The following is a 22,612-nucleotide window of genomic DNA, read 5'->3' on the forward strand; positions in this document are numbered from 1 at the left end:
CCGTATATAAGGACCCGTATTTCTTTGCTTTAAACATTTTTTTACTTTGATGAGGCAGATGCCATTAATAAATAGTCTTTCACAAGACACTATCCAATTTTCTATCTTTTTACTATAAATCCCTTTAAAAAGCGTGTTTGGAGATTAGTTGAACGGGTAACTAGTAAACAAATCTACTTTTGGGAGGATTTTCATGACTTGGACATTACAGGATTATCCATCATCAATGAAAAATCTAAATGAAGGAACGAGAAAAAAAGCAATTGATATTGCTAATTCAATGGTTGATGAAGGTTATGATGAAAGCAGGGCAATCCCAATTGCAATTGAGCAGGCCAAGGAATGGAGAAAAAATGCAAGTAATCAAGAAGTGAATGAATATAAGAAATATGGAAAACCAACCCAGCGTTCAAAGGAAGGAAAACAGTATGAAAATAATCAAGAGCGCTTAGAAGAAGGAGAGCATATTATTTCTCATGAGGATGGATGGGCCGTACGCTCAAGTGAAGCCAAAAAGCCAAGTAATGTTTTTCAAGCAAAGGAAGAAGCAATTAAACGAGGACGTGAAATCGCAAAAAACAAAGGTACCTATTTAATCATTCATCGCGAAGACGGAACGATTCAAGACCAATACTCCTATAAAGCAGCTAATGAATAAGAGGTATTGAAAAATAGCCACTCTGTATAAAGAGTGGTTATTTTTTGGGGCTCGGCAAATACTAAAAGCAATATTATAAAGGAGGGTTTCTTGTGGAACAAGATTTTCATCAAAAAGAACACGATACAGTTATTCCGATGACATCCATTACAAGCGGTGGTGGCGTAGAGGTTAAAGCAGATGTATATTATTATACCGATCAAATGGTGAATATCGGTTTTGTCGGCCACTCAGATGCGGGAGATTGGGTGCTTATTGATGCTGGATTACCAAACGCAGCCGCTGAAATTAAGTCAGTAGTTGTTGACCACTTTGGTAAAGGCAGTAAACCAGCTGCTATCTTATTAACACATGCACATTTTGATCATGTAGGCGGTTTAGCTGATTTACTAGCAGAGTGGGAAGTTCCAATTTATGCACATCCCGACGAGTTGCCTTATTTACGTGGTGAAAAAAGTTATCCGAAGCCAGATTCTGATGTAGAAGGGGGCTTATTAGCGAAAATAGCAGGCATGTATCCAAATGAACCAATTAATTTAGGAGATGCTGTACAGCCACTGCCAGAAGATCAACAAGTTCCGTATTTAGACGGTTGGAAATGGATTCATACTCCCGGACATACCCCAGGTCATGTTTCATTTTATCGAGAAAGTGACCGTTTACTATTTTCAGGAGATGCATTTATCACAGTTCGTCAAGACTCTTTCTATCGTGTACTCATGCAAACACCAGAGGTAAATGGACCACCAAGATATTTTACTACCGATTGGAAAGAAGCACGTAAATCCGTTGAAAAACTAGCTAAATTGAAACCGGATATCGTCATTCCTGGGCATGGAGTTTCAATGAAAGGGGAAAAACTGGAAAAAGGATTGCAAAAACTAGTCAATCATTTTTCCGATTTTGCCGTACCAGACTATGGGAGATATATCGATCAAGATAAGCCTTCCTACCACTAATAAAAAAGACGATAAATAGATCATGGTCGACTAATTGACGTCCTTGAAAAAGAAAATCGCTTTTTCTCGTGCGGTGTAGTGTTGTCGAAGCATACTCTGTCCTTGAAAAACTGCGAGTATCGTTGCCGTAGCCTTGTCCCTGTTGCAACGTCGATACTACAAATTTTATCCTGCCGTTCACCAAGTATACAATATGAAACAGGAACCACGAACATTCTTTAACTTCTAAGCTGAAATTTTGGCTATTCAATGTATGATGAAGTTCAGGTGTGGCGTTTTACTAACTTTTTAAACCTCCTCTATAAGCACGTTACTTCTTAACACTTGAGTAGCTATGCTAAAATAGGGTGAAGAAATGAGGTGTAGCAATGAAAATTGAAATATGGTCTGATTTTGTATGTCCGTTTTGTTACATTGGTAAAAGAAGACTAGAACAATCTCTGGAAACATTTAAACATCAAGACGAAGTAACTTTGGAATTTAAAAGCTATCAATTAGATCCGAATGCAGAAACAAAACCAAATCAAAATATGCAAGAATATCTTTCAAAAATCAAAGGAATGCCGATAGAGCAAGTAAGACAGATGACTAAAAATATAGAAATGCAAGCAAAAGAAGTAGGGTTAACCTATCACTTTGATTCGATGCAGCACACAAACACGTTTGCAGCACATCGTATAGCCAAATATGCTGAACGACAAGGAAAGGGCAATGAAATGGCAGAAAAGCTAATGCACGCTTTCTTTACCGACTCTCAATTGATAAGTGATTATGAAGTATTGCAGGGATTAGCTGCTGAAGTAGGCCTTGATCAAGCTGAAGTTGCATCTATCTTAAAGAATGAGGTTTATGCAAAAGAGGTAAGAGATGATCAGGAACAAGCGCGACAAATTGGTGTACAAGGTGTTCCTTTCTTTGTATTTAATGAAAAATATGCTCTTTCTGGAGCACAGCCAACAGAAGTGTTTGTGGAGGCACTTGAACAAGTTTGGCAGGAAGAACAGCAAAATCATCAGTTGAAATCATTACATCCAAAAGCTTCTAAAACAACTTATTGTACCGATGAAGGCTGTGAGATTGATAACTAAATACTCTATATATAATACAGTTACTAAATGCGGGTACTCTTGTCATAAAAAAGAGTCCCCGCTTTTTTGCACTATAGGAAAGTATAAAACTTTATGGTTTATAGTATAAGAAAAACGATAGCTTTCGCCATAAAGACTTGAGACAAGCCAAGTTTTTCTAATGCAGATAAAGCGGCACGTAAAAGTTGGATTTTCATCAGCTTTTTCCCCATATACACCGCACTTGAAAGACTTCAAGATTTTGCTTAAATATACCAGCTTATTATATCCATTCAGTTATTGTGTGGGCTAGTGACAAAAGTTATACTGAAATTACATTGAAGGGTGATAGCGCTTCATATATATTAGAAATATAGGAGGGATAAGTCAATGCTCGAGCAAAGATCACTCACTATCTTGGAATTCATAATGGGTAATCCAAGTTGTACCATCAAAGATGTACAATTAAAAACCTCCTTGTCAAGAAGACAAATCATGTATGATTTAGAAAAGATAAATTACTGGTTGAAGAAAAACAACTTTGAAGAAATTAAGTACTGCAGAAAAAATGGATTGAAAATGACAGAAACCCCAAGCAATGTTGTAAGTAAGTTAGCGCAAGAAAAAAGCATATCTAATTATAATGAACAAGATAGACGTCTAATTATTTTTTTTTACTTGCTCATTAGTAAAGAAGAAGTTTCCTTATATCATTTAACTGACTTACTCCGTGTGAGCAGAGGTACCGTTCATGAGGATTTAAAAAAACTTGTTAAGGAGCTACAATTATATGATTTACAAATAACGTATAAAAGAATACAAGGTTATTTTATAGACGGAAAAGAGGCCAATATTCGTTATGCAGCTATGTATTTAATTGGCAATATTATTATCCATCATAAGCAGCGTACCATTAGCTTAGATTATGTTTTAGAGCAGAGTGGGATTCCCTATAAACAGATATTTCATGTTATAAGGAAACATTTTGAAAGACAGGAGATTATTTGTTCTGATAACGGTCTGTTAGAAGTAATGTATATTATCATCTTCTTTATGATAAGGGAACAAGACGTGGACAATAGACCGGATCATGTTAAATTAACGAGTATGCCAGAGTATCAGGTTGCAAGATTAATTACGGAGGATTTATTAAACTTGGGTTACCCAATATCAAGCTGTCACGTTAATTTTATCGCTTCACTAATACTGTCTTACTCCTTTGGACAAGCTGACATGAAGAATGAAAATTTCTATATGTTAAAGGACTTTGTGTATAAAATCTTTTATAAATTAGAGGTTACTTATGGAATTGCTTTACCCAATAAGAAGGAAGCATTTCAACAGATATATGCACATTTTAAGCCTGCTTATTATCGGATTATTTTTAATTACCCTATAGTAAATCCGTTAAAAGATAAGATAAAAGCTAAGTATAGCAGCTTATTTAAAATTTTAAAAGAAATATTTTATCCCATTAGTTTACCGGGAGGATCTCGTTTTTCCGATAATGAAATTGCCTATTTAACCATCCATTTTGCCACATTAATTAAGCATACAAATGTACAGTCAACCAGTAAAGTGAAAGCAGCGATTGTCTGTCCGAATGGGACTGGAATCTCCCTGATTATTTATAAAGAATTGAAAGGTATTTTTCCAGAAGTAGAGTTTTTAAAACCGACATCGATTGATCAGCTCTCTATAAATGGCGAAGTAGATGTTGTGTTCTCGACAAAACTGATTCAAACTTCTAAGCCTTTATTCATTGTAAGCCCAATGATGACTAATTTAGAGAAAGCCAATTTAATTAAAAGTTTTTATAAAAGTATAGGAAATTCTGTGTATATCCATCCAAATTCCAATATTAGCGAAAAAGATTTACTTTATATTGTGAATAAATACACAAATAATCAAAATGCCAAAAAATTAGTAAATGAATTAAAGAAATTATTGGCTGAGGTTATTTATATCGATGGGGAAAGGAGGCATCCGATGTTAAGTGAAATAATAAACAAAGATTTAATTCAACTAAAAGTACAGGTTAAAGATTGGAAAGATGCTATTAAAAAAAGCAGTCGGCCATTAGTGGAGCAAAATATAGTAACAACGAATTATGTTAATGCAATGGTAGCTAGTGCAGAAGAGAATGGACCTTATATTGTTATTACAAAACATGTCGCACTTCCGCATGCAAGACCAGAAGCAGGAGCTAATAAAATCGGGATCAGCTTAACCACCCTTAAAACCCCTGTTAGCTTTGGCAATAAGGATAATGACCCCGTTAAATATGTGTTTTGTTTAAGTGCGGTAGACAGTATAACACATTTGAAAGCGATTACCGAATTGGTGGAACTTCTCGAATCAAAAGATTTTTACGACTTACTGGAATCCTCCAGCAGCAAAGAAGAAATTATTGATTATATAAAAAAATCAGAAGTGGAGATGAGTAACAAATGAAGGTAGCATTAGTAGCTTGTCGTACAGGTATGGGGAGCAGTATGATGCTGAAAATTAAAGTACAACAAGTAATAAGAGAAAATAACTTTCCAATTAAAGTGCAACATGACACATTAAGTGCAGTTAATCAATTTAATGGAGATTTGCTTATTACACTCGATGATTTAGTTCCTGATGTGAAGGACAAAGTGAAATATGCAATTGGAATAAAAAATTTAATGGATAAAAATGAAATTAAAACGAAGTTAAGTAAGTACTTGGAGGAAAATCTATAGAGGTTATTATTTTGTGAAGGAGGAACAAGAGTGGACTTAATAAAAGCGTTTGCAATTGACTTATTGGGATCCGCAGCTATTTTAGTTGGTTTAATGGCTTTGTTAGGGTTGCTTCTTCAAAAGAAAGCTTTTGATGAAGTTCTAACCGGTACACTAAAAACAATTGTCGGTTTTCTCATCTTTACCGTTGGTTCCGGAGCAGCTGTTTTAGCTTTAAATAATTTTCAAGAATTGTTCAGTAAAGGGTTTGATTTAGATGGCGTATTACCTCTTGCTGAAGCAGTAACAGCACTTGCGCAAGAAAAGTTTGGCACAGTTGTATCTTTAGTAATGCTGCTCGGATTTGTTTTTAACTTGTTATTTGCACGAATTACACCTTTTAAATATATCTTCTTGACGGGTCAGCATAATTTGTACTTTGCAGCATTACTTACAGTTATGATGAAAGCATTGGATGTTGGAAACACGATGACAATTATTGTAGGTGGAATTATTTTAGGTATATGTGCATGTATTTTTCCTGCCATTGCCCAACCGTTTATGCGCAAAGTAACAGGTGATGATGATATTGCACTTGGACATTATGTGAGTGCTGGTTATGCATTTGCGGGTTGGATCGGTTCTAAGGTCGGAAAACCGGAAGACACCACAGAAAACTTAAACTTGCCAAGTTGGCTTTCTATGTTTAAAGACTATGTTGTAGGTGTTAGTTTGACAATTGTTATTTTCTTCTATATCGCTACATTTGCCGCCGGATCTTCTTTTGTTGAAGAACTATCAGACGGAATGCATTGGTTAGTCTTCCCGTTATTACAAGGGTTAACATTTGCTGCTTCACTCTATGTAATTATTACAGGTGTCCGAATGCTACTAGGTGAAATCGTGAATGCTTTTGTAGGTATTTCAGAAAAACTAATACCAAATGCGAAACCAGCTTTAGACTGCCCGGTTGTATTTCCATATGCACCTACTGCTACAGTTATTGGTTTTCTTTCTGCATATGCTGGTGGATTACTCTGTATGTTCTTTTTCGGAATGATAGATGTTTCCGTCATTATTCCCGTTGCAGTCCCTTACTTTTTTATTGGTGCAACAGCAGGTGTATTCGGGAATGCTACAGGAGGTTGGAAAGGTGCCGTTGTTGGCAGCTTCAGTGTCGGTATCTTAATTGCAATCGGGCCAGCACTTATTTATCCAATAATGGATAACATCGGATTATCTGGGACAGCATTCCCGGAAACGGACTTTTCAATTGTCGGTATATTAGTTTATTACATTGGAAAGTGGCTAATTGGAATCTTTTAAATTATATGTAAAGGATGTTGAACATGGAAAAATGGATTAAAAATGATATGGACGATTTATCTGTTGCAGCTATAAGGACATTAGCTTTAGATAGTGTAGAAAATGCTCAGCATGGTCATTTGGGCATGCCATTAGGATCTGCGCCTATGGCATATGCATTATTTAGATATATTATGAAGCACAACCCAAAAAATTCAACATGGTATGATCGAGATCGATTTATCCTAACATCGGGTCACGGGTCCATTTTATTATATACACTTCTTCATTTAAGTGGATATGAAGTATCTGTAGAAGATTTAAAGGAATTTCGCAAGTTAGGGAGTATTACGCCAGGCCACCCTGAAGTCGGTGTTACTCCAGGTGTGGAGGCAACTACAGGACCATTAGGACAAGGAATCTCTACATCTGTCGGTTTTGCAATTGCAGAAAGAAATTTAGCACAAACATACAACAAAGATGACTTGAATATTGTGGATCATTACACTTTTACAATATGTGGCGATGGAGATCTTATGGAGGGGGTCGCACAAGAAGCAATGTCCTTGGCAGGTCATTTAGGGTTAGGAAAACTAATTGTTTTATATGATTCTAATGATGTTTGCTCGGATGGCTTTGTTCAAGAAGCGAATAGTGAAGATGTCCAGAAAAAATATGCAGCTATGGGATGGCAGACATTGTATGTGGAAAATGGTAATGATATAGAATCGATATATAGAGCAATTCAGTCAGCGAAACAGAATACGGATCAACCTTCTTTAATTGAAGTAAAAAATATTATCGGATTTGGTTCACCAAATCTTCAGGGAACTGCTGCTATTCACAGTAATCCTGTTGGGGAAGATGAAGTTAGTTTAATTAAAAAAGCGTATCAATGGCCATATGAAGAAAAGTTTTTTATTCCGAAAGAAGTTCGGGAAAACTTTAACGAGATCGCTATAAAAGGAGATCAAACGGAAAAGGATTGGAATAAGCAGTTTGAAAAGTATAAAGAAACATATCCTGAATTGGCGGAACAGTTTGTAAAATGTATGGAAAATGACTTCTTGATTGAAGATGCAGAGATTGAATTTACAGAAGAAAAAATAGCTACCAGAGCTGCTTCTGGTAAGGTGTTAAACGTTATTTCCAAAAAGTTTCCATCTTTTATAGGTGGATCAGCAGATTTAGCTTCGTCAAATAAAACTACCATCATGGATCAGCAGTTTATGGAGAAAGGAACGTATAATTGCCCAAATATTCACTTTGGAGTGCGTGAATTTGCAATGGCTTCCATTGTCAATGGGTTATCATTACACGGTGGAATCAAAGGGTATTCTGGAACTTTTCTAGTTTTCTCAGATTATATGAAAGCAGCAATTCGATTATCAGCAATTACGAATCAACCAGTAATCTATCTATTTACACATGATAGTTTCATGTTAGGACAAGATGGTCCGACACACCAACCAATAGAACAACTTGCTACTTTACGAGCAACTCCTAATTTGAATGTGATTAGACCGGCTGATGCTAATGAAACAAAAGCAGCTTGGTTAATAGCTGTAAACTCAAAAGATACTCCTACTGCAATTGTACTTGGTAGACATGATGTGCCGGTACTAGAGAAAGCAAGCAAAGAAGGGGTAGAACGCGGTGCGTATATTATATCAAAGGGAAGCAGTGATTCTCTGGACGGCATCCTGATTGCAACTGGTTCAGAAGTAGAACTGGCTTTAAAAACACAAAAAATATTGGAGGATCAAGGAATTTCCGTTTCCGTAGTTAGTATGCCAAGCTGGGAACTTTTCAACAAACAAGATGCTCAATATAAAGAAAAAGTCCTGCCAAAAAGTGTCTCTAATAAACTGGCAATTGAAATGGGTAGTTCTCTCGGGTGGAGAGACCATGTTGGTGACAATGGCGACATGATAACGATTAATCATTATGGGGAATCAGGTAATGGAACTGATTTAGCCAAAAAATATGGATTTACCCCAGAACATATAGCAGAAAAATTTAACACAATGGTAGAACGAAACAAAACTGCTCAATAAGGTGTCACTTAGAAAACGGAAGAGGCTGGGACATAACTAAAACAGCTGATTAAAAAACGAACAATAAATCGTCCTTGTATATACGCAAGTTTTTAGCGTAGTCAACATATGTAGACTCCTCTCGGGAATAGCTCGAGCTGAAGATCCCGCAGGAAAGCGATCTTTGCTTTCCGAGGAAGCTGAGGCCGTGCCCGCGGAAAGCGAAATAGTTTGACGTAGCGGATGATAGGAATTTTTTTAACCCAAACAAACCGAACAATTATAAATGAATTGTTCGGTTTTTGCTATTTAGTATTTACTTATGTCCCAGCCTCTTATTTATACGTGAAGAAAGTAATAATTGATTTAGTGTAACGTTGATTATACCTTTAGCTTTATATATAGGTGAATTGGCAGTAATGTTTGTGCCAAAGGTTTAGTGTTAACGATAGAATTGAAAGATAATCGACAACTTCTTGTCTTAGAAATCAATTAACCTGCTATTTTTAAAAACAGAAAGGGGATCATTTTGCAGTTTTTTACACTATAGGAAAAAACTTTATGGTTTATAGTATAAGAAAAACGATAGCTTTCGCCATAAAGACTTGGCGACAAGCCAAGTTTTTCTAATCTATCGGTGTTAAAGGTTAACAGATTCACAATTATAAATGAGTCTAAAGAATGGCAGAGGTATATAAAAGAAAAAAAAGAAACTTAAGTCTAGTTTCACTTATGTTGAAGCGCTTTATTCTACCTTAATCAGAAACAGTAGATTATTTTTTAATTAGTTGAAACAGATGTGTATTTCAATAAACATTTTATAAACTTTTTTATTGACGTTAGTAGTAAATCTGTTATACTGGTAGATGTAACTAATTGATAATGAATATCATTATTAATTATAACGATTAAAAGGTAATAACTATTATAATGTAGGGGAAGTTGAAAGTGAAGGTCAGTCTATGAAAATACGCTATTTAGTTTTCACAGTTATTATACTTTCCTTTATATCTATATTTGTAGGTGTATCAAACGTATCTCCTTTAGATATATTTAAGTTAACAGAGGAGCAAACGCAGATACTGGTGGTTTCAAGAGTTCCAAGACTTATCAGTATTTTAATTGCAGGTATGAGCATGAGTATTTGCGGATTGATTATGCAACAACTAAGTAGAAATAAATTTGTTTCACCTACAACTGCTGGAACACTGGATTCAGCAAGGTTAGGTATTTTAGTTTCTATGGTACTATTCACTTCGGCAAGTCCGTTTCAAAAAATGCTTGTTTCTTTTGCATTTGCATTGTTAGGTACATTTGCATTTATGAAGATATTGGAAAAGATAAAATTTAAAGACGCGATATTCATTCCATTGATTGGACTGATGTTTGGGAATATTGTTAGTTCGATGTCCACTTTTATTGCGTACCGCTATGATTTGGTCCAAAATATTTCATCATGGATGCAAGGTGATTTTTCTATGATTATGAGTGGAAATTATGAGCTAATGTATGTAAGTATCCCAATTCTGTTACTTGCATTTTTTTATGCAAATAAATTTACCATCGCTGGAATGGGAGAGGACTTTTCCAAAAATCTTGGATTAAATTATCGGCAGGTTGTGAATTTAGGATTAGTTATTGTAGCACTTGTGACAGCATCTGTAGTCTTGGCAGTAGGTGTTATTCCCTTTCTCGGCTTAATCATCCCAAACATTGTTTCCATTTACCGTGGCGACCACTTGAAGAAAAGCCTATTACATACAGCATTGTTAGGAGCGATTTTCGTTCTTGCATGTGACATTATCGGCAGAGTAATTATATATCCATATGAAATACCGATTAGTTTAACAGTTGGGGTTATAGGTAGTGGATTATTTATATATCTACTGTTTAGGAGAAAAAGATATGGGATATAAAAAGAAAACGCTTATTCTAGCCGTTATCGCAATTATATTAACAATGCTATATATCTTTTATGACCTGACAGGGAATATTGGCTATGTTTTACCGAGGCGAATAATTAAAGTTATCGCTATCCTGCTAACAGGTGGAGCAATTGCGTTTGCTACAACCATCTTTATGACGATTACAAATAACCGTATTTTAACACCCAGTGTAATGGGACTAGACTCACTCTATTTACTCCTTCAAACAGTTATTATCTTTATTAGTGGAGCTAATTCATTAGTTATGATGAATAGCCAAATTAATTACCTAGTATCTATTGGAGGAATGGTCGTATTCTCGTTGCTACTATACCAAGCATTATTTAAAAGTGAACAGAATAGTATTTATTTCCTCTTGCTTGTAGGAATGATATTAGGGACATTTTTTAGCAGTATAACTTCATTTATGCAGGTGCTTATTGATCCGAATGAATTTATGATTGCCCAAGATCGCATGTTTGCAAGTATTAATAATGTGAACACGGATCTTGTATATATATCTATTATTCTTTTTGTTCTTCTCCTTATCTATATGATAAGATACTACAAATATTTGGATGTACTTGGTCTAGGTAAGGATATGGCAATCAATTTAGGGGTACCCTATAACAGAGTCGTGAAACACTTGTTAATCATAGTTGCTATCTTTATTTCGATGGCAACAGCATTAGTAGGTCCAATGACATTTCTAGGATTACTAGTTGTAAATCTAGCGTATGAATTTCTTAAAACGTTTCGTCATTCCTATATTTTAATCGGCTCGATGCTGATTAGTATTATTGCTATTATCGGCGGGCAGTTTATCGTTGAGAAAGTATTTACCTTCGAAACCACAATTAGTGTCATCATTAACTTTATCGGTGGTATTTACTTCATCTATCTTTTGTTAAAGGAGAATAAATCATGGTAGATATTAAAAATGTATTTAAGTCATTTAACCAGAAGAAAGTGATTGATGATGTATCTTTGACAATTGAAAAAGGTAAAATAACTTCATTCATTGGTCCGAATGGTGCTGGAAAGAGTACGTTAATCTCCATGGTTAGTCGCCTGATTGCAAAAGACGATGGAGATATAACGATTGATGGAAAAGATATTATGCACACAAAAAACAATGAACTTGCTAAAAAGATTTCGATTTTAAAGCAATCCAATTCCATCAATCTTAAATTAACGGTACGTGAACTGGTTTCCTTTGGTCGGTTCCCTTATTCGCAAGGTAAGCTAAACACGTCTGATTGGGAAAAGGTAGATCAGGCAATCGACTATATGGAATTGCGCGCAATGCAGCATAAATATTTAGATGAACTTAGTGGTGGACAACGTCAGCGAGCCCATATTGCAATGGTTATTGCTCAAGATACAGAATATATTTTGCTTGATGAACCGCTAAATAACTTAGATATGCGTCATTCTGTTCAGATCATGAAAACGTTACGTAATTTAGTAGATGAATTGGGAAAAACAGTATTAATTGTCATCCATGATATCAACTTCGCTTCTTGTTATTCGGATAATATTGTTGCTTTAAAGGATGGAAAAGTGATTAAACAAGGTAGGGCTTGTGATGTTATTGATGAATGTGTGTTAAAAGATATTTATGATATGGATATCGATATTAAAAATATTGATGATAAACGTATATGTGTTTATTTTTAATAACCAGCGAGGGCAGCTATTAATTCCAAATTTTTTAAATCAAACAGGGGTTTTTTATCCAATAGAAACCCCCCATCATGGTGTTGACCCCTAAGCCAATACATGATGAAGGGATGACTTACAGTTTAATTGTAACTTATGAAATTATAAAGGTAAATAAAAATGATCTAATTATATACTTACGTGTTTATGAAAAGTTTAAGTTGCAATAGTATGGGATAAATGGACACTTGCATCGTTGGTTATTATAAAAATATAAATTTTATAATAAGAAGAGGAGAATTTCATTATGAAAAAGATAGCATTATTATTATTTACAACTTTGCTTGTAATTACGCTAGCTGCTTGTGGCTCAAATAATGAAAAAAAGGATACCGGCAGTAGTGATAGTAAAAAGGAAAAAGCCCCTGAAGCCGTTGAAATTAAACAAGATTTAGGCGACACTGAAGTCCCAAAAAACCCAGAAAAAGTAGTTGTTTTTGACTTTGGAGTGCTGGATTCACTAGATAAATTAGGTGTAGAAGTTGCTGGTGTTGCAAAAGCAGGTGCTATTCCTTCTTATTTGGAGAAATATGAAGGGGATGAGTATGAAAATATTGGTAGCTTGAAAGAGCCTGATTTTGATAAAATATCGGAAATCAAACCAGATGTTATCTTTATCTCTGGTCGTCAGTCTCAAGTTTACGATCAATTAGCTGAAATAGCGCCAACGGTTTACTTAGGAGTAGATCCGGCCAACTATATGGAATCCTTTAAAGATAATATGAAAACTCTAGGAAAAATTTTTGATAAGCAATCAGAAGTAGAAAAAGAACTGAAAAATATTGATTCAGCAGTTGCAGCAGTTCAAGATAAAGCAAAAGAATTAGATAAAAAAGCACTTATTATTTTAGCAAATGATGATAAGATTAGTGCATATGGACTTAACTCCCGTTTTGGACTTATTCATGATGTCTTCGGCGTGCCGGCAGTAGATGAAAATATCGAAGCATCTACTCATGGTATGAACGTCTCATTTGAATATGTAAGAGAGCAAAATCCTGATTTGCTGTATGTTATTGATCGAAGCGCAGCTATTGGTGAAGAATCGGCTGCAAAACAAATTGTTGAAAATGAATTAGTTAAAGCTACAAATGCATATAAAAACGACAATATTACGTACCTTGATCCTGAATTCTGGTACTTGTCCGGAGGCGGGCTTGTTTCTGTTCAGGAAATGATTAAAGAAATTGAAGCAAGCTTTAAATAAGCAGATAAAAAAACAAAGCACTTCATCATGTGATGAGGTGCTTTGTTTTTTGTGCATTATTAAAAACATATAAAATGTAACATAGAGGCAGTTATGAATAAGTGCAACAAGCTTGATACTAGTCATACATAGCTGATTAAACAAAGATATAGTTCGAACCACATTTGTTTAAGAATTAATTTAAATAGGAGCGCATGTTAGAACTGAATCTTTTTAGAATCTTACCCTGTTAAAAGTAGGGAGATTTGAATCATTTAGAATAGGTAGTGTAAAATAAAGACAGGCGAAATAGGTTGGTTTCAGTAAATCTTTGTCGATTGTGGCATAAATTAGGAAAATGATTATTTTTTGTAGTAAAAATGTAAATAAAGTGCTTAGCCTTTGTCATAATAGTCATTTTAAGTAAATCAGGGCTTGTTACTACTTGAAAGGTTTGTATAAAATATGTTTGAATGGAAGAACATTCAAATTAAAAGGGATGGTATAAAACATGAAAAAATGGATCGTACTCATAATGACATTGTTGTTGGCAACTGTTGTAGTGGCTTGTGGAGATGACAATGCTGAAGGGAATAAAGGCTCTAATCAAGAGGAGCAGCAAGAGCAAGGAAACACAGGTAAAGAAGGAGAAAAGCCACAAAAGGTAGAGATAACAGATAAAGAAAAAGTATCTGAAGATGAAGTGGTCGCCTCCGTAAATGGGGAAGAGATTAAAGGAGATCGTTACAACCCAACTTACTCTCAGCTAAAAATTACGATGGGGCAGTATAATCAAGATGTCAGTGATCTGGATAAACTAAAGGAACAAACGATAGACATGCTTATAACTCAGCATTTAATTAATACCGATGCGGCTAAAAAAGGTATAGAAGTGACCGATAAGGAAGTACAAAAAGAGTTCGATAAAATAAAAAAAGAAAACGAAGATCGTTTAAAGACAGCATTAGAGCAGTTTCAAATGAATGAGAAACAGTTCAAGACGATGTTAAAAGACAACATCATTACAACAGAATATACCGATAAAGAATTTGATGTTAAAGTAACCGATAAGGAAGTCAAAGAGTATTATAATGAGATTAAAGAACAAAGTGAAGAAGTAGCAAAGCTAGATGACTTAGAGGAACAAATTAAAACAAGATTAGAACAAGAAAAGGCCTCAGAGCAGCTGCAAAAACGTATTGACGACCTTAAGAAAGATGCAGAGATTAAAACACTATTGTAATAAAAAGGGAACTCATTTTTTTGCGAGATGAGTTCCCCCTTTTATTATACTATAGGAAAGTATAAAACTTTAGGCTTTATAGTATAAGAAAAACGATAGCTTTCGCCATAAAGACTTGGCGACAAGCCAAGTTTTTATAATCTATGAAAAGATATCTCTTTTATGTGGTGAATGTCTTTTATCAAAGCGGCTTTGTCGTCTAGCTGAAGCGTTCGTGATACTAGCAACTTCGATCTGCTTTAGAGGATGGAAGGAAAAGCCCATCTTACTTTATATAAAATCAACCAATGATTTCATCAACTTGCTGGAAAAACTTCTTCATCATATCATCTGTACCAATTGAAATCCTTACATACTGATCAATAGTCGGCTTTTTAAAGTAGCGAATTAATATATTTTTTGCTTTTAATTGCTGATAAAGTATTTCAGCATCATAATCAGGGGAATGAGCAAAGATAAAGTTGGTTGCACTTGGCAGAACAAAAAAACCTCGCTTTTCCATTTCGTTAACTACCCAGCTTCTCGTTTGGATGATTTTAGCAGTAGTTTCCGCAAAATAACTTGTATCTTCCATTGCAGCTTTGGCACCAACAATTGCTAAACGGTCAACCGTGTATGAATTAAAGGAATCTTTAATACGTGTAAGTGCCTCGATTAGATGTTTATGACCAATAGCATAACCTACACGTAATCCAGCCAGTGAACGAGATTTAGATAATGTTTTTACTATTAGTAAATTGTCATACCTGTTGATAAGAGACACCGCTGTACCTGGTGCAAAGTCAACATACGCCTCATCAATAATTACTACATGATCGGGATTATTTTTTATGATTGCTTCGATACGTTCTAAACTGGCATAAATGCTTGTCGGTGCATTTGGGTTAGGCAAAATAACACCACCAGCCGATCGGAAAAAATCATGTTGGTTAATGGTAAAATCGCTTTTCAGCGGAATTTCTTCAAACGGGATTTGAAACAAATTGGCATACACCGGGTAAAAACTATACGTAATTGCAGGAAAACGAATCGCTTTATTTGGTGAAAAAAATGCCATAAATGCAAATGCCAATACTTCATCAGAACCATTCCCAACGAAAACATTCTCTTTTTGGACATTTTCCTGTTTAGCAATTGCTTGCCTTAAAGAATCCAAGGTGGACGATGGGTAACGATGTAATGAATTTTCCATCTCTTGCTTAATTGCTTCTTTTACTCTAGGTGAAGGGGGGTATGGATTTTCATTCGTATTGAGTTTAATAATCGCTGGATCATTTATTTGTTCGCCGGGGATATACGGCGTACATCGTTTTGTGCGTTCACTCCAATACTTCATCATTTTCTTCGCTCTTTTCTTTCATGATATGTCTTTTTTGCAACTCATTATGAATATCGCTAATCGATACATTTAACAGTTCCATAAGCACCAATGTATGATAGGTTAAATCAGCTATTTCCCATGTTACTTCAGCTTTATCATTATTTTTAGCACCAATAATAACTTCACTCGTTTCTTCACCAACTTTTTTTAAAATTTTATCCATGCCTTCGTTAAATAAATACGTTGTATATGCGCCTTCTACAGGGTTCGTCCTGCGGTGTTTAATTTTTTCAATTAATTGGGGAAGCATCGTAAACATAGCTTCATCATTTTGATAGATGAGGTTGTGAAAGCAAGTTCCTTTACCTTTATGACATGCTGGGCCAAGCGGTTTCACTTGAAGAAGTAAAGCATCATGGTCACAATCCATAGATACTTGCTGAACCATTTGTCTGTTCCCGGAAGTGGCTCCTTTATTCCAAAGCTCCTGTCTCTTTCTGCTGAAAAACCACGCTTCCTTTGTGGCCAATGTTTTTGCCAAAGCTTCTTGGTTCATATACGCAAGTGTTAATACTTCGCCTGTATCTGCATCTTGAACAATTGCTGGGATTAGCCCATCTTGATTAAATGAAGTGTTATCCATTGATATCTCTCCTCGTATAGTATATTTAGGCGCTAGTTTTCTCGCCCCTTTATTACAACTACTTTATTAAAAACGTATCTGCGATACACTCGTTACTTTCCACTGCAGGCGGACGCTTTCCGCGGGCATGGCTTGAGCCTCCTCGCTCGCAAAAACCGCTCACTGCGGGGTCTCAAGGCTCATGCTTTTCCCGTAGGAGTCGCCGCCTTCCGTTCCAAGTAACTTAATTTGTGCAAATGATACAGACTTTATCGTTTAGACAAAGTTGTAGAAGATTCAATCGATACGATACTTGGCACTTCTATCACGTTAATTCGCACATTTGAAAAACAGATCAAAGAGCTTGATAAATCGATTGAGCGAATTATGAAAGGTGTGCCACAAACACTTCAAACTGTACCTGGTATTGGACCTGTATTTACAGCTGGAATTATCGCTGAAATCGGTCAAATTGATCGTTTTGATGATGAAACAAAGATTGCCAAGTACGCAGGTCTTTATGGCGTAAACACCAATCTGGTCGCTTTGCAGCAGATGACACATCATTATCACGTATTGGTAATCAGTATCTCCGTTATTACTTAGTTGAAGCCGCCAACTCAGTAAGAAGGCAGATTCCTGAATACAGTGAGTATTACGCGAAAAAGTACCAAGAAGTTCCAAAGCATCAACATAAAAGAGCCCTCGTCTTAACTGCAAGAAAATTAGTGCGTTTGGTGGATGCGCTACTACGCAACAACCAAATTTACACGTCAAAATATGAAGCATAAATAGCTTCTAAGTCCTTTTGGATTATCCAGTATTTTACATATATTTACTGGATTTAGTTCAGTTTTGCCTTTTTTAGATGAATTGTACATGGATAATCAAATACTTAATTATTTTTCTCTTGACATACCAGGTCTTACATGAATCCCATGCTCAACTAAGTAGTTTTTTAATTCAGGAATTGAAATTTCTCCATAATGAAAAACCGATGCGGCTAGTGCTGCGTCAGCGTATCCCGGTTGTAAAACAGCTGCAAAATGCTGCATCTTACCAGCACCGCCGCTAGCTACTATTGGTATATTTACACTACGAGCAATTGTCTTGACTAGATCCAAGTCATAGCCGTTTTTCTCACCATCGGTATTAATGGCGTTAAGGACCAGTTCTCCTGCTCCTAGTGATTCACCTTGCAATGCCCAGTCAATGACATCAAGATTAGCTTGTTTTCTTCCACCGTTAATGTAAACATCCCATTGTTTTTTGCTCGTTTGTTTAGCGTCAATGGATAAAACAATACATTGGGAGCCGAATTTTAATGCAGCATCTTTAATTAAATTGGGATTTTTTACAGCTGCACTATTAACGGAAACTTTATCAGCACCAGCGCGTAATACACGATGAATATCATCAACTGTTCTAATCCCACCGCCAACTGTAAAGGGGATAGTAATTTCTTTTGCGATATTTTCAATAACATCGAGAAAGATATCACGCTCCTCATTAGAGGCAGTTATATCATAAAAGACAAGCTCATCAGCACCAGCTTCGTTATACTTTTTAGCTAGTTCTACAGGATGTGCAATGTCTTGAATATCTTTAAATCTTTTTCCTTTTACAACCCGACCTTTATCGACATCTAAACAAGGGATAATTCGTTTAGCTAGCATGTGTCACAGCCTCCAAGCTTGCTTTTAATGTGAGAGAGCCGTCATATAATGCTTTTCCGATAATTGCTCCATATACATTCATCTTTTTTAACGTAACTATATCGTCAATCGTAGTCACTCCACCAGAAGCGATGATATTGATCGAAGTAGCCTGTTGCATACGTGTAAGCTCCTTTATGTTTGGACCTTTTAGCATGCCGTCCTTTAAAATATCGGTATAAATGGTGGTCTCTAAGCCTTTCTGTTCCAATTCTTTAACTAATTGGACAGCAGTGATCGTACTCGTTTCTGTCCATCCGTCTGTAGCGACTAAACCATTTCGTGCATCGATAGATACAACCGTTTGGCTTGGATAATTCACAATCGCAGCATGTAAGAAATCCGGATCTTTAATTGCTGCTGTTCCAAGAATGACTCTATCAATACCTGCATTTAAATAAGTTTCCATTGTTGTTAAACTGCGAATTCCACCGCCAACTTGAACAGGAATATTGGTTTTTTTGGCAATGTCTTTAATGATCGCTGCATTTTGGGATTCGCCTGATTTAGCACCATCCAGATCAACAATATGCAAATAGAGAGCCCCTTCATTTTCCCATTCTTTAGCTACTTTTACTGGTGAATCGCTATAAACGTTGACCTTATTATAATTTCCTTGGGTAAGTCGTACACATTTTCCGTCTTTAATATCAATTGCCGGAAAAATAATCATAACATCATCTCCCTGACGTTTTCTAACAGTTTTAAACCGATATCTCCGCTTTTTTCTGGATGAAACTGCATACCGATTATGTTACCCTGCTGAACAATAGCAGGTATTGTTCCAGCATAATCACAGGTTGCGATTAACGTATTTTCTGCATATTCCTTAACTGCATAAGAGTGGACAAAATAGACGAAGGAATATTCAAGAATTTGGTTTACTAAAGGGCTGCTTTGATGTTTAGAGAGCGAATTCCATCCCATATGTGGCACTTTTACTTTACCGGTAATTTTGCTAACGCGTCCCTTTAACAATCCAAGACCTTCAGCTTCTCCATCTTCTTCACTTATTTCATAGAACAGCTGCATCCCTAAACAAATACCAAGTACCGGCTTTCCATTATCTGCTTCTCGTTTAATAATCTCAGTTAAGCCTTGATTGTTTAATGCCTGCATTGCATCTTGAAAGGCACCGACACCTGGTAAAATAATTGCATCGCTCGTGGCAATGACCGTTTCATCTATCGTAATTTGTGGAGACAATCCTACTTTCTCTAATGCAAATTGGAGACTTTTTATATTACCGGATCCATAATCGATAATTGCAATCATATGATTTCTTCCCTTCAGCTGTTCAGAATAGTAAAACATTATTTTGTCTGTTTTATGTTAAATATTTGCTATCGCCAAACATAGTTAACGCTCAGTATAACTAATAGGTTGCAAGTAAATTGCTACTCGTTTAGTTGTATAGAAAAAGATAGCCGTTTGTTCATGGCGGATAATTTGTTTGAGAGTAGCTTCATCGTCTAGCTTAAGCGCTCAAGCGACTAGCAAACTTCGATCTCCTTCCTACGATAAGTCATCATCGGCTCTCTATGTCGCCGTGATTTCTTTATCTCGTCAGAAGTTCTCCAGTTTGTACGTCGCTAAGCGAGTGCTTTTGCTTTTTTCTGGAACGAAAGGTTAGAGACTCCCTTTGGTTGAAGGAATGCCTTTAATTCGTTCACTTTTTTGCGTCGCAATGTCCAAAGCACGACCGAAACTTTTAAAAATAGATTCAATCATATGATGCGTGTTTTTGCCATATACATTGTGAATGTGCAATGTCACCTTTGCATTGCTGGCAAATGCTTGGAAAAACTCCTCCACTAACTCAGTGTCAAAATTCCCTACTTTTTCCTTTAAGCCCGTTGCTTGATAAACTAAATAGGCGCGTCCGCTAATATCAAGAGAAACCGTAGAAAGTGCTTCATCCATTGGTGTTGTTATACTTGCATAGCGGGTGATGCCGGCTTTATTTCCCAGAGCTTGGCGAAAAGCTTCACCTAATGCAATTCCGACGTCTTCAACCGAATGATGCTGGTCTACTTGTAAATCTCCATTACAAACGACTTGTAAATCGAATAGTCCGTGCTTTGTTAAAAGAGTAAGCATATGATCAAAAAAACCTATCCCTGTTTGAATTGAACTTTCACCTGTTCCATCAATCGATAGCTTCAACGATATATCCGTTTCTGTAGTCGTTCGACTTATTTCATAACTTCGCATCGGTTAATTTTCCTCCTTCCGAATTTGGACAGATTGAGCGTGAGCGGTTAGCTGCTCGGTGTTGGCTAATTCGATAATGGGATCGGCTGTTTTCAGTAACGCTGCTTTGTCATAGTAAATGACACTTGATTTTTTCATGAAATCATACACACCAAGCGGAGAAGCGAAGGCAGCTGTCCCATTTGTCGGAAGCGTATGATTAGGCCCCGCGACATAATCGCCTAATGCCTCTGGAGCATAATGACCCAAGAAAATGGCACCAGCATTGTGAATATAGCCAAGTTGTTCCAGTGGTTGCTCAATCATCAGTTCCAGATGCTCTGGAGCTATATCATTTACAATGTCAAAGGCCTCTCTAAGTGAATCAACAACAATCATTTTTCCTTGATCGTTTAGGGATTGGTTAATAATTTCCTTTCTGGCCAGTTTCTTGGATTGCCTAAGTAATTCCTGGTGAATATTATTTGCTTGCTGATTACTTGTCGTAATACAAATTGCTCTGGCTGCTTCATCATGCTCTGCCTGCGATAGTAAGTCAGCAGCAACAAAATCGGCTCTCGCTGTTTCATCAGCTACGATACAAATCTCGCTTGGCCCTGCAATCATATCAATTGCTACATCACCATAGACCCATTTTTTGGCATTAGCGACAAAGGCGTTACCCGGACCGGTAATTTTTTGTACTTTTTCTACGGTTTCCGTTCCGTAAGCAAGTGCAGCAATCGATTGTGCGCCGCCCATTTTATAAATTGTCTCTACTCCCGTTATTTCAGCTGCTACTAATACATATGGATTAATACGTCCATCGGGTTGAGGCGGAGTTGTTAAATAAATATGTTTTACTCCGGCTATTTTAGCGGGTATCACATTCATTAAGACGCTGGAAGGATATGCTGCTTTTCCTCCGGGAATATAAATACCTACCTTTTCTAAGGGCGTTATCTTTTGTCCGATAATTTTTCCAGGTTCACTCGTATCAAACCAAGACTTTTCTAACTGCTTTTCATGAAAACGTGCAATATTTTTCGCAGCTTCTGTGAGCGCTGTAACAAATGAGGTAGAAACGGATTTTCGTGCTTCGGTAAATTCTTTACGCGTAACAGAAAGCTGGTTTATTTTCACCCCATCGAATTGTTCGGTAAAGGATTGTATTGCTCGATCTCCATGCTTTTTCACCTGATGAATAATAGATAAGACTGTTTGGTTAATTTTTTCATCAAATGGATTTAATGCTTCTGATGATTGGTTTTCCCAATATTCTGCAGCAGTTAAGTGTTGCATCTTGATTCCTCCAAGTTCTTTTTCAGTTTTTTAATAAATGGCTGAATATGTTCTGCTTTCATCGCAAAGCTTGCTTTATTAACAATTAAGCGGGTGCTAATTGGTTTTACCTTTTCCAATATGACTAAACCATTCTCCCTTAATGTATTACCTGTTTCGACGATATCAACGATAACATCTGACAGACCGATTAGTGGTGCCAACTCAACGGAGCCATTCAGTTTTACAACATCGATCGCTTTTCCTTTACGAGCAAAATGTTTTTTGGCTACAGTAGGATATTTGGTTGCGATCGTTAATGGTTGAACCGAATCAAGGCTTTGGCCTGGCTTTCCGGCAACGGCAAATTCACATTGCCCTATTTTTAAATCGAGTATTTCATAAATATCCGCTTTCGATTCTAAAATATTATCCTTACCGACAATTCCTATATCAGCAGCGCCTTTTTCCACGTAAGTAGGTACATCGACAGCTTTGACAAAAATCAGCTTTATTGATTTATCGCTGTTGTAAAAAACAAGTTTTCTGCTAGAGGGTGTTAAATCGGTAAACGTAATTCCTACCTTTTTCAATAATGTGATCGTTTGATCAGCTGTTCTCCCCTTCGCTACAGCTATTGTGAGAGCTACCATTTATCGCTTCTACCCCCT

General features: G+C 36.3%; 20 protein-coding genes and 1 pseudogene. 13 read left to right on the forward strand and 8 right to left on the reverse strand.

What is annotated here, in order from left to right:
- Positions 1-193 precede the first annotated feature (193 nt).
- The 12 genes from KQI21_RS01030 (at position 194) to KQI21_RS01085 (ending at position 14,809) form a co-directional block, all read left to right on the forward strand.
- Positions 194-658 carry a DUF2188 domain-containing protein gene (locus KQI21_RS01030; protein ID WP_216482167.1) on the forward strand — a complete coding sequence of 155 codons (465 nt, stop codon included), beginning with the start codon at positions 194-196 and terminating at the stop codon, positions 656-658.
- A 92-nt stretch (positions 659-750) separates the two neighbouring features.
- The gene (locus KQI21_RS01035) at positions 751-1,617 is read left to right on the forward strand and encodes an MBL fold metallo-hydrolase (RefSeq protein ID WP_309245487.1); all 867 of its coding nucleotides are present in this window, start codon (positions 751-753) and stop codon (positions 1,615-1,617) included.
- Between the two features lie 368 nt (positions 1,618-1,985).
- The gene (locus tag KQI21_RS01040) at positions 1,986-2,705 is read left to right on the forward strand and encodes a DsbA family oxidoreductase (RefSeq protein ID WP_216482168.1); all 720 of its coding nucleotides are present in this window, start codon (positions 1,986-1,988) and stop codon (positions 2,703-2,705) included.
- 369 nt (positions 2,706-3,074) lie between these two features.
- Positions 3,075-5,138 carry a BglG family transcription antiterminator gene (locus KQI21_RS01045; RefSeq protein WP_216482169.1) on the forward strand — a complete coding sequence of 688 codons (2,064 nt, stop codon included), beginning with the start codon at positions 3,075-3,077 and terminating at the stop codon, positions 5,136-5,138.
- The gene (locus KQI21_RS01050; protein ID WP_216482170.1) at positions 5,135-5,413 is read left to right on the forward strand and encodes a PTS sugar transporter subunit IIB; all 279 of its coding nucleotides are present in this window, start codon (positions 5,135-5,137) and stop codon (positions 5,411-5,413) included. The genes KQI21_RS01045 and KQI21_RS01050 overlap by 4 nt, the downstream gene beginning before the upstream one ends.
- Positions 5,414-5,443: 30 nt before the next feature.
- On the forward strand, positions 5,444-6,718 hold the full coding sequence (ulaA, locus tag KQI21_RS01055; protein ID WP_216482171.1) for a PTS ascorbate transporter subunit IIC: 1,275 nt from the start codon (positions 5,444-5,446) through the stop codon (positions 6,716-6,718).
- Positions 6,719-6,741: 23 nt separating this feature from the next.
- Complete coding sequence (gene tkt / locus KQI21_RS01060; protein ID WP_216482172.1) at positions 6,742-8,754, forward strand: transketolase; 2,013 nt, start codon at positions 6,742-6,744, stop codon at positions 8,752-8,754.
- A gap of 941 nt (positions 8,755-9,695) precedes the next feature.
- A complete protein-coding gene (locus KQI21_RS01065) occupies positions 9,696-10,649 on the forward strand; it encodes an ABC transporter permease (RefSeq protein ID WP_216482173.1) in 954 nt (317 codons plus the stop codon).
- On the forward strand, positions 10,639-11,589 hold the full coding sequence (locus KQI21_RS01070) for an iron chelate uptake ABC transporter family permease subunit (RefSeq protein WP_216482174.1): 951 nt from the start codon (positions 10,639-10,641) through the stop codon (positions 11,587-11,589). Before KQI21_RS01065 ends, KQI21_RS01070 begins: the two co-directional genes overlap by 11 nt.
- A complete protein-coding gene (locus KQI21_RS01075) occupies positions 11,583-12,338 on the forward strand; it encodes an iron ABC transporter ATP-binding protein (protein ID WP_216482175.1) in 756 nt (251 codons plus the stop codon). The genes KQI21_RS01070 and KQI21_RS01075 overlap by 7 nt, the downstream gene beginning before the upstream one ends.
- Before the next feature lie 289 nt (positions 12,339-12,627).
- Positions 12,628-13,587 (forward strand): siderophore ABC transporter substrate-binding protein, encoded by a 960-nt coding sequence (locus tag KQI21_RS01080; protein WP_216482176.1) that lies wholly within the window; start codon positions 12,628-12,630, stop codon positions 13,585-13,587.
- Between the two features lie 490 nt (positions 13,588-14,077).
- Positions 14,078-14,809, forward strand: a complete 732-nt coding sequence (locus tag KQI21_RS01085; RefSeq protein ID WP_216482177.1) for a SurA N-terminal domain-containing protein — start codon at positions 14,078-14,080, stop codon at positions 14,807-14,809.
- Positions 14,810-15,089: 280 nt separating this feature from the next.
- On the opposite strand, the gene hisC is transcribed toward KQI21_RS01085, so the two are convergent.
- On the reverse strand, positions 15,090-16,148 hold the full coding sequence (gene hisC / locus KQI21_RS01090; RefSeq protein WP_216482178.1) for a histidinol-phosphate transaminase: 1,059 nt from the start codon (positions 16,146-16,148) through the stop codon (positions 15,090-15,092).
- Entirely contained in the window at positions 16,129-16,791 is a 663-nt protein-coding gene (hisIE, locus tag KQI21_RS01095; protein WP_216482197.1) for a bifunctional phosphoribosyl-AMP cyclohydrolase/phosphoribosyl-ATP diphosphatase HisIE, read from the reverse strand. Before hisIE ends, hisC begins: the two co-directional genes overlap by 20 nt.
- 231 nt (positions 16,792-17,022) lie before the next feature.
- Here hisIE and KQI21_RS01100 point away from each other — a divergent pair.
- Positions 17,023-17,543 (forward strand): annotated as a pseudogene (locus KQI21_RS01100) (IS110 family RNA-guided transposase); the annotation flags it as partial.
- A 108-nt stretch (positions 17,544-17,651) separates the two neighbouring features.
- On the opposite strand, the gene hisF reads toward KQI21_RS01100, so the two are convergent.
- From hisF to hisG, 6 genes are all read right to left on the reverse strand, one after another.
- Positions 17,652-18,428 (reverse strand): imidazole glycerol phosphate synthase subunit HisF, encoded by a 777-nt coding sequence (gene hisF / locus KQI21_RS01105; RefSeq protein WP_216482179.1) that lies wholly within the window; start codon positions 18,426-18,428, stop codon positions 17,652-17,654.
- Entirely contained in the window at positions 18,418-19,140 is a 723-nt protein-coding gene (hisA, locus tag KQI21_RS01110) for a 1-(5-phosphoribosyl)-5-[(5-phosphoribosylamino)methylideneamino]imidazole-4-carboxamide isomerase (RefSeq protein ID WP_216482180.1), read from the reverse strand. The genes hisF and hisA overlap by 11 nt, the downstream gene beginning before the upstream one ends.
- Positions 19,137-19,742: an imidazole glycerol phosphate synthase subunit HisH gene (gene hisH / locus KQI21_RS01115; protein WP_216482181.1), complete on the reverse strand. Its 606-nt coding sequence runs from the start codon at positions 19,740-19,742 to the stop codon at positions 19,137-19,139. Before hisH ends, hisA begins: the two co-directional genes overlap by 4 nt.
- 354 nt (positions 19,743-20,096) lie before the next feature.
- Positions 20,097-20,681, reverse strand: coding sequence for an imidazoleglycerol-phosphate dehydratase HisB (gene hisB, locus KQI21_RS01120; protein ID WP_216482182.1), 585 nt, complete (start codon positions 20,679-20,681; stop codon positions 20,097-20,099).
- A 3-nt stretch (positions 20,682-20,684) separates the two neighbouring features.
- The gene (gene hisD, locus KQI21_RS01125) at positions 20,685-21,962 is read right to left on the reverse strand and encodes a histidinol dehydrogenase (protein ID WP_216482183.1); all 1,278 of its coding nucleotides are present in this window, start codon (positions 21,960-21,962) and stop codon (positions 20,685-20,687) included.
- Positions 21,950-22,594, reverse strand: a complete 645-nt coding sequence (gene hisG, locus KQI21_RS01130; RefSeq protein ID WP_216482184.1) for an ATP phosphoribosyltransferase — start codon at positions 22,592-22,594, stop codon at positions 21,950-21,952. Before hisG ends, hisD begins: the two co-directional genes overlap by 13 nt.
- Between the last annotated feature and the right edge of the window lie 18 nt (positions 22,595-22,612).

It is taken from the genome of Virgibacillus proomii, assembly GCF_018916875.1.
Lineage (GTDB): Bacteria > Bacillota > Bacilli > Bacillales > Amphibacillaceae > Virgibacillus > Virgibacillus proomii_B.

What these genes read in the sequence shown, in the direction of transcription:
- KQI21_RS01030 (WP_216482167.1), top strand. Translation starts at nt 194, where the DNA reads ATGACTTGGACATTACAGGATTATCCATCATCAATGAAAAATCTAAAT.
- KQI21_RS01040 (WP_216482168.1), top strand. Translation starts at nt 1,986, where the DNA reads ATGAAAATTGAAATATGGTCTGATTTTGTATGTCCGTTTTGTTACATT.
- KQI21_RS01045 (WP_216482169.1), top strand. Translation starts at nt 3,075, where the DNA reads ATGCTCGAGCAAAGATCACTCACTATCTTGGAATTCATAATGGGTAAT.
- KQI21_RS01050 (WP_216482170.1), top strand. Translation starts at nt 5,135, where the DNA reads ATGAAGGTAGCATTAGTAGCTTGTCGTACAGGTATGGGGAGCAGTATG.
- tkt (WP_216482172.1), top strand. Translation starts at nt 6,742, where the DNA reads ATGGAAAAATGGATTAAAAATGATATGGACGATTTATCTGTTGCAGCT.
- KQI21_RS01065 (WP_216482173.1), top strand. Translation starts at nt 9,696, where the DNA reads ATGAAAATACGCTATTTAGTTTTCACAGTTATTATACTTTCCTTTATA.
- KQI21_RS01070 (WP_216482174.1), top strand. Translation starts at nt 10,639, where the DNA reads ATGGGATATAAAAAGAAAACGCTTATTCTAGCCGTTATCGCAATTATA.
- KQI21_RS01075 (WP_216482175.1), top strand. Translation starts at nt 11,583, where the DNA reads ATGGTAGATATTAAAAATGTATTTAAGTCATTTAACCAGAAGAAAGTG.
- KQI21_RS01080 (WP_216482176.1), top strand. Translation starts at nt 12,628, where the DNA reads ATGAAAAAGATAGCATTATTATTATTTACAACTTTGCTTGTAATTACG.
- KQI21_RS01085 (WP_216482177.1), top strand. Translation starts at nt 14,078, where the DNA reads ATGAAAAAATGGATCGTACTCATAATGACATTGTTGTTGGCAACTGTT.
- hisC (WP_216482178.1), bottom strand. Translation starts at nt 16,148, where the DNA reads ATGATGAAGTATTGGAGTGAACGCACAAAACGATGTACGCCGTATATC.
- hisF (WP_216482179.1), bottom strand. Translation starts at nt 18,428, where the DNA reads ATGCTAGCTAAACGAATTATCCCTTGTTTAGATGTCGATAAAGGTCGG.
- hisA (WP_216482180.1), bottom strand. Translation starts at nt 19,140, where the DNA reads ATGATTATTTTTCCGGCAATTGATATTAAAGACGGAAAATGTGTACGA.
- hisH (WP_216482181.1), bottom strand. Translation starts at nt 19,742, where the DNA reads ATGATTGCAATTATCGATTATGGATCCGGTAATATAAAAAGTCTCCAA.
- hisB (WP_216482182.1), bottom strand. Translation starts at nt 20,681, where the DNA reads ATGCGAAGTTATGAAATAAGTCGAACGACTACAGAAACGGATATATCG.
- hisD (WP_216482183.1), bottom strand. Translation starts at nt 21,962, where the DNA reads ATGCAACACTTAACTGCTGCAGAATATTGGGAAAACCAATCATCAGAA.
- hisG (WP_216482184.1), bottom strand. Translation starts at nt 22,594, where the DNA reads ATGGTAGCTCTCACAATAGCTGTAGCGAAGGGGAGAACAGCTGATCAA.